Source organism: Delftia sp. 60 (assembly GCF_002754395.1).
In the GTDB taxonomy this organism is placed as follows: domain Bacteria; phylum Pseudomonadota; class Gammaproteobacteria; order Burkholderiales; family Burkholderiaceae_C; genus Comamonas; species Comamonas acidovorans.
The window spans coordinates 3457410-3473155 of the sequence record NZ_PEFD01000001.1 but is presented as its reverse complement, the minus strand read 5'-3'; the positions used below and the strand labels follow the sequence as shown (position 1 = coordinate 3473155).

The 15746-nt window shown below is 68.8% G+C and carries 10 protein-coding genes and 1 pseudogene; 3 read left to right on the top strand and 8 right to left on the bottom strand.

The genetic code is table 11. The features are described from left to right. Positions 1-77 precede the first annotated feature (77 nt). Entirely contained in the window at positions 78-1715 is a 1638-nt protein-coding gene (locus CLV01_RS15665; RefSeq protein ID WP_034392811.1) for a DUF4384 domain-containing protein, read from the top strand. 39 nt (positions 1716-1754) lie between these two features. Further along, a complete protein-coding gene (locus tag CLV01_RS15660) occupies positions 1755-2987 on the top strand; it encodes an SEL1-like repeat protein (protein WP_099733880.1) in 1233 nt (410 codons plus the stop codon). A 20-nt stretch (positions 2988-3007) separates the two neighbouring features. Here the strand turns inward: CLV01_RS15660 and CLV01_RS15655 are convergent, their stop codons facing one another. The 5 genes and pseudogenes from CLV01_RS15655 to CLV01_RS29580 form a co-directional block, all read right to left on the bottom strand. After that, positions 3008-3847, bottom strand: coding sequence for an HDOD domain-containing protein (locus tag CLV01_RS15655; RefSeq protein WP_043820881.1), 840 nt, complete (start codon positions 3845-3847; stop codon positions 3008-3010). 28 nt (positions 3848-3875) lie between these two features. After that, positions 3876-6236, bottom strand: coding sequence for a Tex family protein (locus CLV01_RS15650; protein ID WP_043820880.1), 2361 nt, complete (start codon positions 6234-6236; stop codon positions 3876-3878). A 177-nt stretch (positions 6237-6413) separates the two neighbouring features. Next, entirely contained in the window at positions 6414-8150 is a 1737-nt protein-coding gene (locus CLV01_RS15645) for a multicopper oxidase family protein (RefSeq protein WP_099733881.1), read from the bottom strand. A gap of 23 nt (positions 8151-8173) precedes the next feature. After that, positions 8174-8761 (bottom strand): annotated as a pseudogene (locus tag CLV01_RS29585) (RCC1 domain-containing protein); the annotation flags it as partial. Between the two features lie 12 nt (positions 8762-8773). Beyond that, entirely contained in the window at positions 8774-9301 is a 528-nt protein-coding gene (locus CLV01_RS29580) for a hypothetical protein (protein WP_257221319.1), read from the bottom strand. Positions 9302-9589: 288 nt separating this feature from the next. Here CLV01_RS29580 and CLV01_RS15635 point away from each other — a divergent pair, with 288 nt between their 5' ends. Next, positions 9590-10702: a DUF72 domain-containing protein gene (locus tag CLV01_RS15635; protein WP_099733882.1), complete on the top strand. Its 1113-nt coding sequence runs from the start codon at positions 9590-9592 to the stop codon at positions 10700-10702. Here the strand turns inward: CLV01_RS15635 and CLV01_RS15630 are convergent. Genes CLV01_RS15630 through CLV01_RS15620 form a run of 3 tightly spaced genes read right to left on the bottom strand, consistent with a single transcriptional unit; the run spans position 10687 to position 15730 of the window. Further along, complete coding sequence (locus CLV01_RS15630) at positions 10687-11016, bottom strand: antibiotic biosynthesis monooxygenase family protein (protein WP_016446802.1); 330 nt, start codon at positions 11014-11016, stop codon at positions 10687-10689. The genes CLV01_RS15635 and CLV01_RS15630 overlap by 16 nt on opposite strands. 50 nt (positions 11017-11066) lie before the next feature. Beyond that, positions 11067-12536, bottom strand: a complete 1470-nt coding sequence (locus CLV01_RS15625) for an efflux transporter outer membrane subunit (protein WP_099733883.1) — start codon at positions 12534-12536, stop codon at positions 11067-11069. Continuing rightward, entirely contained in the window at positions 12533-15730 is a 3198-nt protein-coding gene (locus CLV01_RS15620; protein WP_097202537.1) for an efflux RND transporter permease subunit, read from the bottom strand. Before CLV01_RS15620 ends, CLV01_RS15625 begins: the two co-directional genes overlap by 4 nt. Positions 15731-15746 lie beyond the last annotated feature (16 nt).

Genomic DNA, 15746 nt, shown 5'->3' with positions numbered 1-15746 from the left:
CGCTGCAGCCGGCACTCGGCGGCCATGCGGACGACCGTGGGACTTTTCGCCAGCGATGGTCCGGCAGACAGGGTTGCATGCGGGCCATTGCCTGCGCCGTCTCGGCCTCCATCGTGCTGCTGTCGGGCTGCGCGCCGCTGGATGCGCGCAAGGACGCCAAGTACCTGGACAAGGTCTATGCGGCCGACCGCCCCGTGGTGCGGCCGGTGCGCTCGATATCGAGCTTTTCCGACTCGCTGATGTGCATGGACAGGATGTTCCGCAACAGCCACATGCCCACGGTGCTGATCACCAGCAAGCAGCTGCCCGACTACTCGGGCCGCGTGGCCGTGGCCGCCAAGGAGATGGTTGTCACCGCCCTGTCCCAGATGTCGCGCGTCAGCAGTGCCTTCCGCTACGTGGACTATGAGGTGGACATCGCCCGCCAGGATACGGTGCAGAACCTCACCACCATCTTGCTCAACAACAACCAGATCCAGCTGCAGCGCCCTGCCCTGTATGTGTCGGGCGCCGTGTCCTTCATGGACCAGAACGTGCTGCGCAACAACGTGGACATAGGCACCAGCGCCTCGCGCCTGGAAACCGGCTACAGCGCCAACCGCAGCGGCGCCGTGCTCGGCATGGAGCTGCACCTGGGCGACTTCCGCACGCGCACCATCATCCCGGGCCTGGATTCGGCCAACGAGGTCGTCATCGGCAACGGCAGCCAGGGGCTGGACCTGTCCGGCCGCATCGGCACCTACGGCGTGCAGTTCAGCGTGGGCCGCGACTATGCCCAGGGCTCGGGCCCGGCCGTGCGCACCCTGGTCGAGTTGGGCATGATCGAGCTGCTGGGCAAATGGTCGCGCCTGCCCTACTGGCAGTGCCTGACGCTGGACCAGACCCACCCCGACTTCCAGCGCCAGCTGCGCGACTGGTACGAGGAAGGCGAAGCCGGCATCCACCAGGAACTGGTGCGCCAGTCGCTGATCAGCAAGGGCTATCTGCCGCCGGACGCCCCGGCCTTCACCGCAGGCAACCCGCAGTGGCGCGAGGCCATAGGGCGCTTCCAGGCCGACAGCGGCATGGTGGTCAGCGGCGTGGTGGACTTCAACACCTACGAACGCGCACTGCGCGACTTCGTGGCCGTGGGCGCCGATGGGCACATCACGCGCATTGGCTGGAACACCAAGAGCGCAGCGCCGGTCACCACCGCCTCCGAGAACGTGGCCGTGGGCACGGGCGACTACCGCTACGGCGCCCCCGCGCCCGACCGCAAGCTGGACCTGTGGGTGGAGAACATCACGCCCACGCGCACCTCCTTCGAGACGGGTGAGCAGCTCTTCCTGTCCACCACCGTGTCGCGTGCCTCCTACCTGTCGTGCTTCATGGCGGGCGCCGATGGCGAGGTCACCCGGCTGGTGCCCAACGACGTGAACCGCTCGGGCTGGATCACCGCCGCCCAGTCCGTGCGCCTGCCCGACTGGATGAGCCCCAACCCCGGCTATGTGATCAACGCCGGCCCTCCCGGCAAGGAAGGCGTGGCCTGCTTCGCCACCGAGCAGAACATGACCGACAAGCTGCCCACGCTGCTGCAGGGCAAGGCCTTCATCGCCATCCCGGGCATGCGCTCCCTGGAGGATGTCAACCAGTACATGGCCAGCTCGCTGGGCGCAGACGGGTACACCGGCTCGGCCCGCTTCTGGCAGGTGGTGCCGGCCCAGGCCAAGCGCTGATGCACGGTGCGGACCACAAGCCAACCAGAGGCACCTGCCATGCCCTCCAGCGCTCATGAAACCTCGCCGCGGCGGCGCCGCGGGCTGCGCCTGACCGCCAGGCTTGTGCTGCCCGGGCTGCTGGTGGTGCTGCCCGGTCTGGCGCCCGCCGTGCTGCCGCATGTTCAGGCGGCAGCCCGCTTCACGCCGGTCATGCCCATCCGGGTGGCGACGGCCAGCGTGTACGGCTCCCAGCCGGGCACCAGCAACATCAATTCGACCTCGGATACCGCCCAGCAACGGGCCCTGTCCCAACTGCGCAGCCGCGCCGAAGGCAAGGGCGTGAGCCCGGCCACGCAGCGCGAGGCGCAATGGGTCATGGGCCTGCTGGCACTGCATGGCATTGCCATGGCCCAGGACGGGCCACAGGCCAGGACCTGGTTCGAGCGTGCCCAGCGCGCCGGCCATCCGCTGGCAAGCGCGGGACTGGCCTGGTGCGCCATGGACGGCTGCGGCCAGCCCCCCGATCCACCGGCCGCAAGGCCCTGGATCGCCCAGCTGGCCAAGACCGACCCGGCCCGTGCGCAATACCTGGAATGGCTGCTGGCCCGGCGCCTGGCGCCGCTGTCCACGGCCGAGCCCGTGGGCGAGGCCTTGACCGTGGCAGGCACGCCCGACCAGGAACTGCTGCAGCGCGCGGCGCGTTCGGGCAGCCCCGGCGCCCAGCTGGAATGGGGCCTGGCCCTGCTCGCGCAGGAAGAGCCCGAGGCCGCCCTGCGCCAGTTCCGCGCGGCGGCGCCACGCTCATCCAGCGCGGCGACCAATGCACAGATGCTGGGCGACCGCATGCGGCCCGCGGGCCAGTTGGTGTCGGCCCAGGGCACGTCTGCCCCGCCTGCGGCGCAGGGGCCGCAACGACTGCAGCGCACGCCGGAGTTGCGGGGCTCGCCCAGCGAGCAGGACATCCAGGTGCGCCAGCCGGTCACGGCCCAGCAGCAGTGGGAGCAGGCCCAGCGCTATCACCGTGGCGAAGGCGTGCCGGCCAACTACACCGAGGCCCTGCGCCTGTACCAGCAGGCGGCGTCCCACGGCCATGTGGCATCGCGGCGCATGCTGGAGTTGATCTATTCGCGCCCCGCACAGGGCGGCGGTGTGGACATTGGCTGGATGCAGCAGCTGGCACGCATCGACCCCATGACCATGCAGCCCATGGCGCCCATCAGCCCCGCGCCCTACCGGCGCGACCCCACGCCGCTTTTCGACATGGTGCCGGCGCCCTGGCACCGGAACTGACGCTGGCCCCGGGTCCTGCCCTAAAGCAGCACATCCAGGCCCGTGTCGGCCATCCAGTCCACCGGGTCCTGGCGCAGCACCATGTCGATGTCCAGGCCCAGGGCCACCCCCACTTCGCCGGGAAAGCTCACGGCCAGCGCGCGCTCGCCCCATTGCGCCTCGCGCGATCGGGCGCGCCAGGCGGCGATGTGCAGCACGCAGGCCAGGGGATCGAAGCCGGGCTGGGCCAGCGGCGCGTGCAGGTGCTGCAGCGCGTCGGCCAGCAGCGGCGGAAGATTCCAGCGCCGGGCCAGGCCTGCGCTGACATGGCTGTATGCGTAGCCGCACAGCCGCATCTCCAGTTCGGCACGGCGCGGGTCAAGCGGACCGACCAGCTCGGAGATGGTGGCCGCGCGGCCGGGATCGATCATGTGCATGGCCAGCTCGCCCAGCCCATGCAGCAGGCCTGCCGCATAGGCCGCCGTGGGGCTGGCCTGCACCGTGCCTGCCAGCGCGCGGGCCACGCGTGCGGCATCCACGCTGTAGCGCCAGAAGGCCGGCATGGCCACGCCCGGCACGGCATGGGTGCCCACGCCCAGCGGCATGCCCCGCACGATCTGGCGCAACTGCGCGGGCGCCAGCAGGGCCAGCGCCTCCGGAATGCCGGTGACACGGCCCGCCATGCCGAAGACCGGGCCGTTGGCCTGCGCCAGCAGCCCGGCAGCGAGCGCGGGATCGGCCGCGAACAGCTGGCTCAGCCGGCGCAGGCTGGGCTGCTCGGGCACCAGCTCGCGCAGCAGCAGGGCCACAATGCGCGGCTGCGCCGGCAGGGCCAGCGTCTGGGTCAACAGCGTCTGCAGATCCAGTGCGTGCGCAGCCATCGCGTTTCCTGCCTTGCCCTGCCCGGCCTTACTTGCGGGTCTGCAGTTTGGCGAAGGCCGAGGCCATGGCCGACTGCTGCGCCGGCTCGGGCGCGCGGCGCTGGCCGCCCTGATGGCCCTGGCTGCCCCGACCTGCGCTCTCGAAGCGGTTGTCACGGGGGCCATCGCGGCGCGCGGGCGCCGCATCCAGCTTCATGGTCAGGCTGATGCGCTTGCGCGCCACATCGACCTCCAGCACCTTGACCTTGACGATCTGGCCGGTCTTGACGACCTCGCGCGCGTCCTCGATGAACTTGTGGCTCATCTGGCTGACGTGGACCAGGCCGTCCTGGTGCACGCCCAGGTCCACGAAGGCGCCGAACTGGGCCACGTTGCTGACCGTGCCCTCCAGCGTCATGCCTTCCTTGAGGTCCTTGATGTCTTCCACGCCGTCATTGAAGCGGGCGACGACGAAGTCCGGGCGCGGATCGCGGCCGGGCTTTTCCAGCTCGCCCAGGATGTCCTTGATGGTGATGGCACCGAACTGCTCGTTCACGAACTGCTCGGCCTTCAGGCCCTTGAGCACCTCGGAGCGGCCCATGAGCTGGTCCACGCTCTTGCCCGTGGTGGCAATGATGCGTTCGACCACGGGATAGGTTTCCGGGTGCACGCCCGTCATGTCCAGCGGGTTGTCGCCGCCGCGGATGCGCAGAAAGCCTGCGGACTGCTCGAAGGTCTTGGCGCCCAGGCCGGCCACGTCCATCAGCTGCTTGCGGCTCTTGAAGGAGCCATTGGCATCGCGCCAGCGCACCACCGACTTGGCCACGCTGCCCGACAGGCCCGAGACGCGCGACAGCAGCGGCGCCGAGGCCGTGTTCAGGTCCACGCCCACGGAGTTCACGCAGTCCTCGACCACGGCGTCGAGCTGGCGCGCCAGCTCGCTTTGGTTCACGTCGTGCTGGTACTGGCCCACGCCGATGCTCTTGGGGTCGATCTTGACCAGCTCGGCCAGCGGGTCCTGCAGGCGGCGCGCAATGCTGGCGGCGCCGCGCAGGCTCACGTCCACATCGGGCATTTCCTGCGAGGCGAACTCGCTGGCGGAATACACGGAAGCGCCGGCCTCGCTGACCACGACCTTCTCGATCTGGCGGTCGGCCTTGCTGGCGATCTTGATCAGGTCGGCCGCCAGCTTGTCGGTCTCGCGGCTGGCCGTGCCGTTGCCGATGGCAATCAGGTTGATCTGGTGCTTTTCGACCAGGCGGGCCAGCACGGCCAGGGAGCCGTCCCAGTCGCGGCGCGGCTCATGCGGGTAGATGGTGGTGGTGTCCACCAGCTTGCCCGTGCTGTCCACCACGGCCACCTTGACACCCGTGCGGATGCCCGGGTCCAGGCCGATGACGGCGCGCTGGCCCGCAGGCGCGGCCAGCAGCAGGTCGCGCAGGTTGTCGCCAAAGACCTTGATGGCCACCTTCTCGGCGTCTTCGCGCAGGCGCGAGAACAGGTCCCGCTCGGTGGACAGGCTCAGCTTGACGCGCCAGGTCCAGGCCACGCACTTGCGGATCAGGTCGTCGCTGGCGCGCTTGGCGTGGCTCCAGCCCAGGTGCAGGGCGATCTTGCCTTCGGCCAGGCTGGGCTGGCCGGGCTCGGGCTCCACGGGAAGAACCAGCTTGGCTTCGAGGATCTCCAGCGCGCGGCCGCGGAACACGGCCAGGGCGCGGTGCGAGGGCACGCGGCCAATGGGTTCGTCGTACTCGAAATAGTCGCGGAACTTGGCGACCTCGGGGTCGTTCTCGTTCTTGGCCTCGATCTTCTTGGAGCGCAGCAGGCCGTCTTCCCACAGCCATTCGCGCAGCTTCTGCACCAGCGCCGGGTCTTCGGCCCAGCGCTCGGACAGGATGTCGCGCACGCCATCGAGCACGGCGAAGGTGGTGGAGAAATCGGGGCCCGGCTTGCCGTCGTCCAGGGTGGTGGCGGGCTTGCAGAAGGCCTCGGCCTCCTTGTGCGGGTCCAGCGTGGGGTCGGCAAACAGCTTGTCGGCCAGCGGCTCGATGCCGAATTCCTTGGCAATCTGGCCCTTGGTGCGGCGCTTTTGCTTGAAGGGCAGGTAGATGTCCTCCAGCTCCTGCTTGGTCGGCGCATTGGCGATGGCCAGGCGCAGCGCATCGGTCAGCTTGCCCTGCTCGTCGATGGCCTTGAGCACCGTGCCCCGGCGGTCTTCCAGCTCGCGCAGATAGCCCAGGCGTTCGTCGAGCTGGCGCAATTGCGCGTCGTCCAGGCCGCCGGTCACTTCCTTGCGGTAGCGGGCGACGAACGGAACCGTGGCTCCGCCATCAAGCAATTCGACCGCAGCACCCACTTGCTGCGGCTTGACATTCAGTTCTGCGGCGATTTGGCCAATGATTTTTTGCATTCGAGAGGCGCCCCGTGGCGTGGAATCCGGAAAGCGGCCAAGTGTGCCACACGCGATTCGGGCGGGCCGCTCACGGCCCGCCCGCAAATGCAAGCATTTCTTGCAGGCCAATGAATTCAAGGGCTTGCAGATGAAGCCGGAAGGGCGCGGGAATGGCCGATCGGACAAGCCCGGCTTTCAGGGCCGCACATCCACGATCTGCATCATTCCCAGGTCCTCATGGTCCAGCGCATGGCAATGCCAGACGAACTTGCCGTGGAAATCCGCGAACCGCATGCGAAAGGTGATGCTGCCCTTGGTGACCCCCGCCGCCCCGCTGCTGCCCGTGCCCGGCGGCACGGGCAGGGTGTCGGCCCAGAACGGCGTCACCGGCGCGCCGTTGACCCTGACCACATAGCAATCGTTGACGTGGATGTGAAAGGGATGCGGGTAGCCGTTGTAGTTGTAGACCGTCCACTCCTCCACCCCATTGAAGGGCACGGTCTGCACAGGCGTGAGGCTGGAATGGATGGGCGACATGCCCAGCGGCATGGCCTCGGTGCCCACCGCAAACACCGATCGGTTGCCGCCCACCTTCAGCACCCAGCTCTCGCCGGCCGGCATGGGCGCCAGTGCCGGGTCGCGCACGCCCTTGTCCTCGTCGTCGGCCAGCACGGCCAGGCGCAGGACGCGCTGCACGCCACCATGGCTGGCCAGTTCGGCATCGGTGATGGGCGTGTAGTCGCCGGGCCGGCGCAGCAGGGCCGGGTCGGGCACGCGGGCCTGCACGGGCTCGCCCTGGACCACCACCCGGGCCAGCACCTCCTCGAAGGGCTCGTTGCCGCTTGGCCGGTGAAAGGACGGGCACGCGGCCGCGCGCAGGAAATACTCGCCCGGCGCCATCGATGCCTGCACCACCATGGACAGGCGCCCGCCCGGGTAGATGTAGTTGCCGGGCCAGTCGCGCATGTCCAGCGGCTGCCCGGCCGTCTGCCGGCTCAGCGGCCGGTAGATACCGCCGTAATGGTTGCCGTCGCGGCCATAGACATTCATCACATGCCCGTCGAGCACGGGATGCAGCGGGTAGAACGACGAAGGATTGACGATGTGCCAGTGCTGCACCTCGCCGGGCCGCATCACGATGGTGGGCTGGTAGGCGCCGTTGAGCAAAAAGGCGCCGGCCGGATTCTGCATCGAGTCTTCCAGCGTATCGGTGCGGCCCTTGGCGTTGACGGTGAGCTTGTGGGCGAACAGCACGCGCTCGCGCATGTTCACGCTGGCACGGAACGGGTCCTGCGCATCGGCCACGATGATGGCGCCGAACATGCCGCTGGAGACCTGGGCATTGGTGGCGCCGTGCAGATGCGGGTGGTACCAGTAGATGCCGCAACTGTGGTCGTCGGGCAGATGGATCTCGTGGTAGCGCGTGGCGCCGGGTGCGATGCCGGCATCCGGCCCGTCCACCACGTAGTCGCCAAACACGCCGGGCCGTATCTCGCGCGGGTCCACGTGCAGGCCGTGGAAATGCATGTTGGTGCTGTTCTGGTGGTTGAGCAGCGCCCAGTCCGAGCCCTGGGGCGAGGCCGGCAGCTGGTTGTGCACCCACATCTTCAGCGTGTCGCCGGGGCGCAGCCACAGCGTGGGCGCCGTGTATCGCCCATTGAAGCTGCGCAGCTCCAGACGCAGCCCGGGCTGCCGATCGGCCGGATAGCGGGCCCAGCGCGCAATGTCGCTGTCCGGCAGGTCCATGTCCATGGATGCATAGCCCACGTTCAGGTGCAGCTCCAGCACGCCGTTGACGGAGCGCAGCGCCTGCGGCTCGGGCAGATCGTCGCGCGGACCGCCTCCACCGCCGCAGCCGGGGAGCACGGCGCCCGCCGTCAGCAGGGCGCCCCATTGCAGCAGTGCCCTGCGGTTCAGGCCCGGGGCAGGCATTGAATGCTCCTGGTGCAGATGCTTCACAGGGCCTCCTTTGCCGTGCCGGCGAATGCGTTGGTTTCGGTCAGGTCATTGAGGGCGTGCAAGGCCAGCGCATGGGGGCGGGACTGGGCCTGGGCCCCGTCCTCGCCCTGGCAGGCGCCATGGCGGTTGTCGCCCCAGGCCCAGCAGCGCCCGCCGCGCTCCAGCGCCAGCACATGCGTGCCGCCCACGCTGATCTGCTGCACCGCCGTCAGGCCGGGCACGGTGTGAAAGCCCGCGCGGGGTGCCGCATCGCCCTGGCCCAGCTGGCCCAGGCCATTCCAGCCCCAGGCCAGCACCTGCCCGCCCTGCGTGGTCGCCGCCGAAAAATGCAGGCCCGCCGCCAGACTGCTGAGGCGCCCAGGCACGGCAATGCGCACGGGGCCGGGACTGTAGGCCGCCTGCAGCCCCTGGTCCAGCTGGCCCTGGTGGTTGGAGCCCCAGCCCCACAGCCGCCCCTTCTCATCCAGCGCCAGGCTGTGCGTGGCCCCCGCCGCCACCGCCACCACGGCCGCAGCGCCCTGCGGCAGCACCACGCGCTGCGCACGGCTGCGCTGCACCAGATCGCCCTGCCCCAGTTGGCCCGCAGCATTGGCGCCTCAGGACCAGACCTGCCCCCTGGCGTCCAGCGCCAGCGCATGGCCCATGCCCACGGACACGTTGCGCACGGAGGGCAGGCCCTGCACGCGCTGCGCACCGGGCATGGCATCCGACCATCCCCAGAGTGCGCCTTCGTGGTCCTGCACATAGGCCTGCTGCTCACCCGCCCAGATGCGCCGCACCCCGGCATCCTGCCGGCCCAAGGCCAAAGGCCTGGGCACGGCGCCCGCGGCATCGCGGACCTGGGGCGCAACGGCATAGGCCTGGCCATCCGCCCAGGCCAGCAGCGAATGGCCCGCATCCACCAGCCCCTCCCAACGCGTGCCACGGGGGCTCAGGCGCTGGGGCACGGGCTGGGAAAAGCTGCGGTGGCCGATGCGCGTGGCATCGGGCGCACAGACCTCGGCAGCATCCACGCCTTCGGGCAGGGTGCGCAACACCTCCAGATTGCCCCAGGCGAATACGCCCTCCGATGTGATGAGCACGGACCGCTGCGGGCCCGCCACTACCTGTTCTATGGTCAGCATCACCCTCTCCTTTGCGTGTTTCGCGTGTCTTGGGGCACCCCGACACGGCGGTACAGCTGCCCGTGAGGTGTCAGTGCGGATTGTTCAAAGGAAGCGGGTGGGTGGCAATCACTGAAAACTGTGATTCCTCAAGAGCGCCTTAGGCTCTGTCAATCGATCCCGCCCCAGGCCTGCGACGCGGCATTGGCCTCCAGGCACATCGCCAGTGCGGCCGGGGCCTGCGTGGCCTGAGTGCCTACGCGGGCTGCGCTGGCGCAGCGGCATCATGGACAATCCATGCTTCAGCCCATGCAAGACGATCTGTTTGGCGCGCCGCCCTCACCGCCGCCCTCCCCACCCTCTTCAGCCCCGGTCCCGCCCGCCGCCAGCGCGGCGCCTGGCGGCCGCAAGCCGGCATCCCGCAAGGCCGTCGGCGCCGTGCAGCTGGCGCCCCAGGCCCTGCAGTGGCAGGCGCTGGCGGACCAGCTTCCGCAGGGCTTGCGCATGGGGGTCTCCACCTGGTCCTACCCGGGCTGGGAAGGTTTGATCTGGGATGGCGCCTATGACAAAAGCGTGCTCGCCAAGAAGGGACTGGAGGCCTATGGCCGGCATCCGCTGATGCGAACGGTGTGCGTGGACCGCAGCTTCTGGAGGCCGTTGACGGCCAGCCAGTACCTGGCCTTCGCGGGCCAGGTGCCGGCCGATTTCCGCTTCGTGGTCAAGTGCCCTTCGGTGGTCACCGATGCGCAGGTCCGCGACGAGGATGGCAAGGGCATGTCGCTGAACCCCGTGTTCCTTCAACCCGATCTGGCCGTGACCAGCTTCGTCGAGCCCACGCTCGAAGGGCTGGGCGAGCAGCTCGGCGTGCTGGTGTTCCAGCTCAGTCCCATGACCTGGGGCCTGTTGAGCCACCCCACCGAACTGCTGGCGCGGCTGCAGGCCATGCTGGACGCGGTGCGAGCGGCGCTGGCCGCCCATCCGCTGGGCGCACAGATCATCGTCGCGGTGGAAGTGCGCGACCCGGAGCTTTTGACGCCCGAGCTGGCGGACACGCTGCGCGCTGCGGGCGCCACCTTCTGCCTGGGGCTGCACGGCAAGATGCCGCCCATCGAAGAGCAATTGGTTTTTCTGCGGCGGCTGTGGCCCAGCCCCCTGGTCTGCCGCTGGAACCTGAACCGCGAGTTCGGGGCCTACGGCTACCCCGATGCGCAAACCAAGCACGATCCCTTTGACGAGATCCGCACGCCCGATGTGCACACGCGCGCCATCCTCGCCAAGACCATTGATGGCATCACCAGCCGCGGGCTGCCCGCTTTTGTGACGGTGAGCAACGATGCCGAAGGCTGCGCGCCGCGCTCCATCGCGCTGCTGGCCGAGGCCGTGGTGCAAGCGCAGGCGGCCCGGATTCAGCGCTTGCCGTAGGCGCGCTCCACGCGGGCCACGCGCAACTCATAGTGCTCGTACCAGGCGTCCTTGCCCAGTTGCTGGGCGACCAGGTGCTCGGCATCCTGCTTCCAGCGCGCAATGGATTCGGCCGTGGACCAGTACGACACGGTGATGCCGAAACCGTCCTCGCCGCGCGTGCTTTCCGCGCCCAGGAAGCCTTGCTGCTGCGCGGCCAGGTCCACCATGCGCTGGGCCATGAGGCCGTAGCCATCATCGTCGTCCGGCGTCCTGCGCGACGAGAAGATGACGGCGTAGTAAGGCGGCTCGGGGGTGTTGGCAAAGGGGCTCATCGTGGTCGGGGCGGCATGTTCTGCGGGACCGCGCAATACACCGCCCGCGCTCAGGAATTCGCCGGTGCCGAGGCGGACGACGCCTGCACCTGCTCGCCGCCCAGCACCTTCCACAGCGTGACGCGGTTGAGCTGCTCGGACAGGCGCAGGCCGATCAGGGTCTGCTGGGCCGTGTAGAGGCTGCGCTGCGCATCCAGCACGGTCAGGTAGTTGTCCACGCCGGCCTTGAAGCGGGCCTCCGACAGGTCGAAGGCCTTTTGCGTGGCGGCGACCATGCTGGTCTGGGCGGCCAGGCGCTCATCCCACTGCGCGCGGTCGGCCAGCACGTCGGCGGTTTCGCGGAAGGCCGTCTGCACGGCCTTCTCGTACTGGGCGATGGCGATGCGCTGGTTGGCCTCGGCCACCTGCACGCCCGCACGGTTGCGGCCACCGTCGAAGATGGGCAGGCGCACCAGGGGGATGAAGCTCCAGGTGCTGCTGCTGCCGCCAAAGAGGCCATCGAGCTCGCGGCTGCCCGATCCCACGCTGGCCGTGAGGCTGATGGTGGGGAACATGGCAGCGCGTGCGGCGCCGATGTTGGCTTCCATGGCGCGCAGGTTGTTCTCGGCGGCCTGGATGTCGGGGCGCACCAGCAGCACGCTGGAGGGCAGCGGTGCAGGCACGGGCTGCAGCGCGGCCGCGGGCCGGGCATCGGCGCGCAGCGTGGCGGCGCCGGGCAGCAGGGCCTCGGGCAATGGGCCGCCCACCAGCAATTGCAGGGCGTTGCGGTCACGCTCCACCTGGGAGGTGAAGCTGGCCACATCGCCGCGCGCCGTGTCCACCGTGGTCTGGTTCTGTGCCAGCACCAGGCCCGATGTGGAGCCAATCTCGTGCATGCGCCGCGTCAGCTCGTAGGCCTTCTCGCGGCTGGCCAGGGTCTCGCGCGCCAGTTGCAGGCGGGCCTGGTCGGCCGCCAGCGTGAGCCAGCCGTTGGCCACATCGGCCACCAGGCCGATCTGCACATTGCGCCGGTTCTGCTCGCTTTGCAGGAACTGCTGCAGCGCCGCCTCGCTGAGGTTGCGCACGCGGCCCCACAGGTCGATCTCATAGCTGGCAAAGCCCAGCTGGGCCGTGTACTGGGTGCTGACCGAGGCCGCCTGGGTGGCGCTGGTCATGCCGGCGGCCGTGCGCGCACGACTGGCCTGTGCCTGGGCGGTGACGCTGGGCAGCAGGTCGGCGCGCGTGATGCCGTACTGGGCACGCGCGCGCTCAATGCTTTCCACGGCCACGCGCAGGTCGCGGTTGTTGGCCAGGGCCAGCGCAATGACCTCGCGCAGCTGCTGGGACTGCACCCAGCCCAGCGCGGCGGCAGCCTGCAGGCTGGCCTCGTCGGCCTGGGCCGGAGTTGCGGCCGTGATGCCGACAGTGTCGGGCACGGGCATGTCGGGCGTGCGGTGCTGCGGCGCGAGGTTGCAGCCAGTCAGCAGCGCCGCCAGCGCCGCCGCTGCTGCCAGTGCGGAGACATTCGTTGGGCGCCTCATGCTGCGCTCTCCTTTGCGGTATGCGGTGAATCAGGTGATCCGGCAGTGGGCTGGGGCGCGTCGTCCTCGGTGCGCGAATGGCTCTTGAACCAGCTGCGGATCAGCAGGAAGAACACGGGCACCAGGAAGATGCCCAGCACCGTGGAGGCCAGCATGCCGCCGAGCACGGCCGTGCCGATGGCATTGCGCCCGCCCGCGCCGGCCCCCGTGCCGATGGCCAGCGGAATCACGCCGAAGCCGAAGGCCAGCGAGGTCATCAAGATGGGACGCAGGCGCAGGCGCACGGCCGAGACCACCGCGTCGAAGATGCTCTTGCCCTGCTCCTGCAGCTGCACCGCAAATTCCACGATCAGGATGGCGTTCTTGGACGCCAGGCCCACCGTGGTCAGCAGGCCCACCTGGAAGTACACGTCGTTGGTCAGCCCGCGCGTGTAGGTGGCGGCCAGCGCGCCCACCACGCCCAGCGGCACGGCCAGCATCACCGACAGCGGCACGGTCCAGCTTTCGTACAGCGCCGCCAGGCACAGGAACACGAAGAGGATGGAGATGGCGTACAGCAGCGGCGCCTGGGCGCCGGACTGGCGCTCCTGCAGCGAGGCGCCGGTCCACTCGTAGCCTATGCCGGCCGGCAGGGTGCGCAGGATGTCCTCCACGATCTGCATGGCCGTGCCCGAGCTGACGCCGGAGGCGGCGCGGCCTTCCATTTCGTAGGCCGGGTTGCCGTTGTAGCGCATGAGCTGGGGCGAGCCGTAGGCCCAGTAGCTGCTGGAGAACGAACTGAACGGCACCATCTCGCCCTTGGCGTTGCGCACCGTCCATTTGGCGATGTCCTGGGGCAGCATGCGGTGCGGCGCATCGCCCTGGATGTAGACGCGCTTGACGCGCTCGTTGTTCAGGAAGTCGTTGACATAGGTGCCGCCCATGGCGCTGGACAGCACGCTGTTGATGTCGGTGTACGACAGGCCCAGTGCGGCGGCCTTGCGGTCGTCGATGTCCAGGCGCAGCTCGCTGGCGTCTTCCAGGTTGGTCATGCGCAGATTGGTGAGCTCGGGTCGCTTGCGGGCCTCGGTCAGGAATTTCTCCTTGGCCTCCAGCAGCACCTGGTGGCCCAGGCCGTTCATGTCCTTGATCATGAAGTTGAAGCCCGAGCTGGAGCCCAGGCCGCGCACGGCCGGCGGCAGCACGACCAGCACGCGCGCATCGCGGATGGCGGACAGGTCTTTGGTCGCGCGGTGCGCGATCTCGGAGGCCGACTGGCCGGGCAGCGGACGCTCCTCCCAGGTCTTCAGCCGCACGAAGGCGCGTGCCGAGGCCTGGTCGCCGTTCAGGCCCGAGACCTGGTAGAAGCTCACCACGTCGGGCTGCTTGGCAAAGTAGTCGCGCACCTCGTCGAGCACGCCCTGCAGCCGCGTATCGGCCGCGCCCGAAGGCAGGTTGATGTTGACGAAGACGAAGCCCTGGTCCTCGTCCGGCAGGAAGGAAGTGGGCAGGCGCGCCATCAGCAGCCAGACCACGCCGCAGACGGCCAGGAAGATCAGCATCATGCGCTTGGCGCGGCGCAGCGAGTAGGCCACCGTGCCCTGGTAGCGCGCAGCCGTGGCGTCGAAATGGTGGTTGAACCAGCGAAAGAACCGGTCGTTCACCCCCAGGATGCCGCTGCGGATGGGCCGGTCATGCCCTGCCCCGCCCCCTGCGGGCGGCTTGAGCAGCGTGGCGCACAGCGCAGGCGTCAGCGTCAGCGCCACGAACACCGACAGCGCCATGGCCGCGACGATGGTGATGGAGAACTGCCGGTAGATCACGCCCGTGGAGCCGCCGAAGAAGGCCATGGGCACGAACACGGCCGACAGCGTCACGCCGATGCCCACCAGGGCCGGCGTGATCTCGCGCATGGACTGGCGCGTGGCCTGCTTGGGCGACATGCCCGTCTCGTGCATCACGCGCTCGACGTTCTCCACCACGACGATGGCATCGTCCACCAGCAGGCCGATGGCCAGCACCATGGCGAACATGGTCAGCGTATTGATCGAGTACCCGGCCAGCGACAGCACGCCGAAGGTGCCCAGCAGCACCACGGGCACGGCGATGGCGGGGATCATCGTGGCGCGGAAGTTCTGCAGGAAGATGAACATCACGATGACCACGAGGATCATGGCCTCGCCAAGCGCGCTGACCACTTCCTTGATGGAGGCGCGCACGAAGGGCGTGGAGTCCGAGCTGACGAAGTAGTCGATCTCGTTGGGGAAGAACGGCTTGAGCTCGGCCAGCTTGGCGGCGATGGTGTCGGCCACCTGCATGGCATTGGCGCCATCGGCCAGCACGATGCCCATGCCCGCGCCGGGCAGTCCGTTGAGCTTGGCCTTGATGGTCAGGTTGTCGGCGCCCAGCTCCACGCGGGCCACGTCCTTCATGAGAACCACCGAGCCGTCCAGCGAGGACTTGAGCACGATATCTTCGAACTGCTCCACCGTCTTGAGCTTGGTGCGCGCCGTGATGGTGGCGTTGAGCTGCTGGTCGGAGACGGCGGGCAGCGCGCCCAGTTGGCCGGCCGAGACCTGGGCGTTCTGCGAGTTCAGCGCATTGACCAGGTCCGACGGCATCAGCGCGTACTTCTCCATCTTGGCCGGGTCCATCCAGATGCGCATCGCATAGTTGGTGCCGAAGACGTTGACATCGCCCACGCCGTCGAGGCGGCCGATCACATCGACCAGATTGCTGGTCAGGTAGTCGCCGATATCGACCGCGGTCATGGCCGGGTCCTTGGAGAAGAAGCTGTAGGTGACCAGGAAGTCCTGGCCGCCCTTGTTCACGAACACGCCCCGGCTCTTGACGGCGTCGGGCAGGCGGTTCACGGCGGACTGCAGCTTGTTTTGCACCTGCACCTGGGCCACGTCGATGTTGGTGCCCGGCGCAAAGGTCAGCGTGGTGCGCGCACGGCCCGAGGCGTCGGACGTGGAGCTCATGTAGAGCATGTTGTCGATGCCCTTGAGCTGCTGCTCGATGATCTGGGTCACCGAGTTCTCGACCGTCTCGGCCGAGGCGCCCGTGTACTGCGCGCCGATGGTCACGCGCGGCGGCGCGATGTCGGGGTATTGCTCCAGCGGCAGCGTGAAGATGGACAGCGCGCCGCCCAGCATGATGACGATGGCGATGACCCACGCGAAGATGGGCCGGTTGATGAAGAACTGAGCCATGTGACGGGTTCCTGCG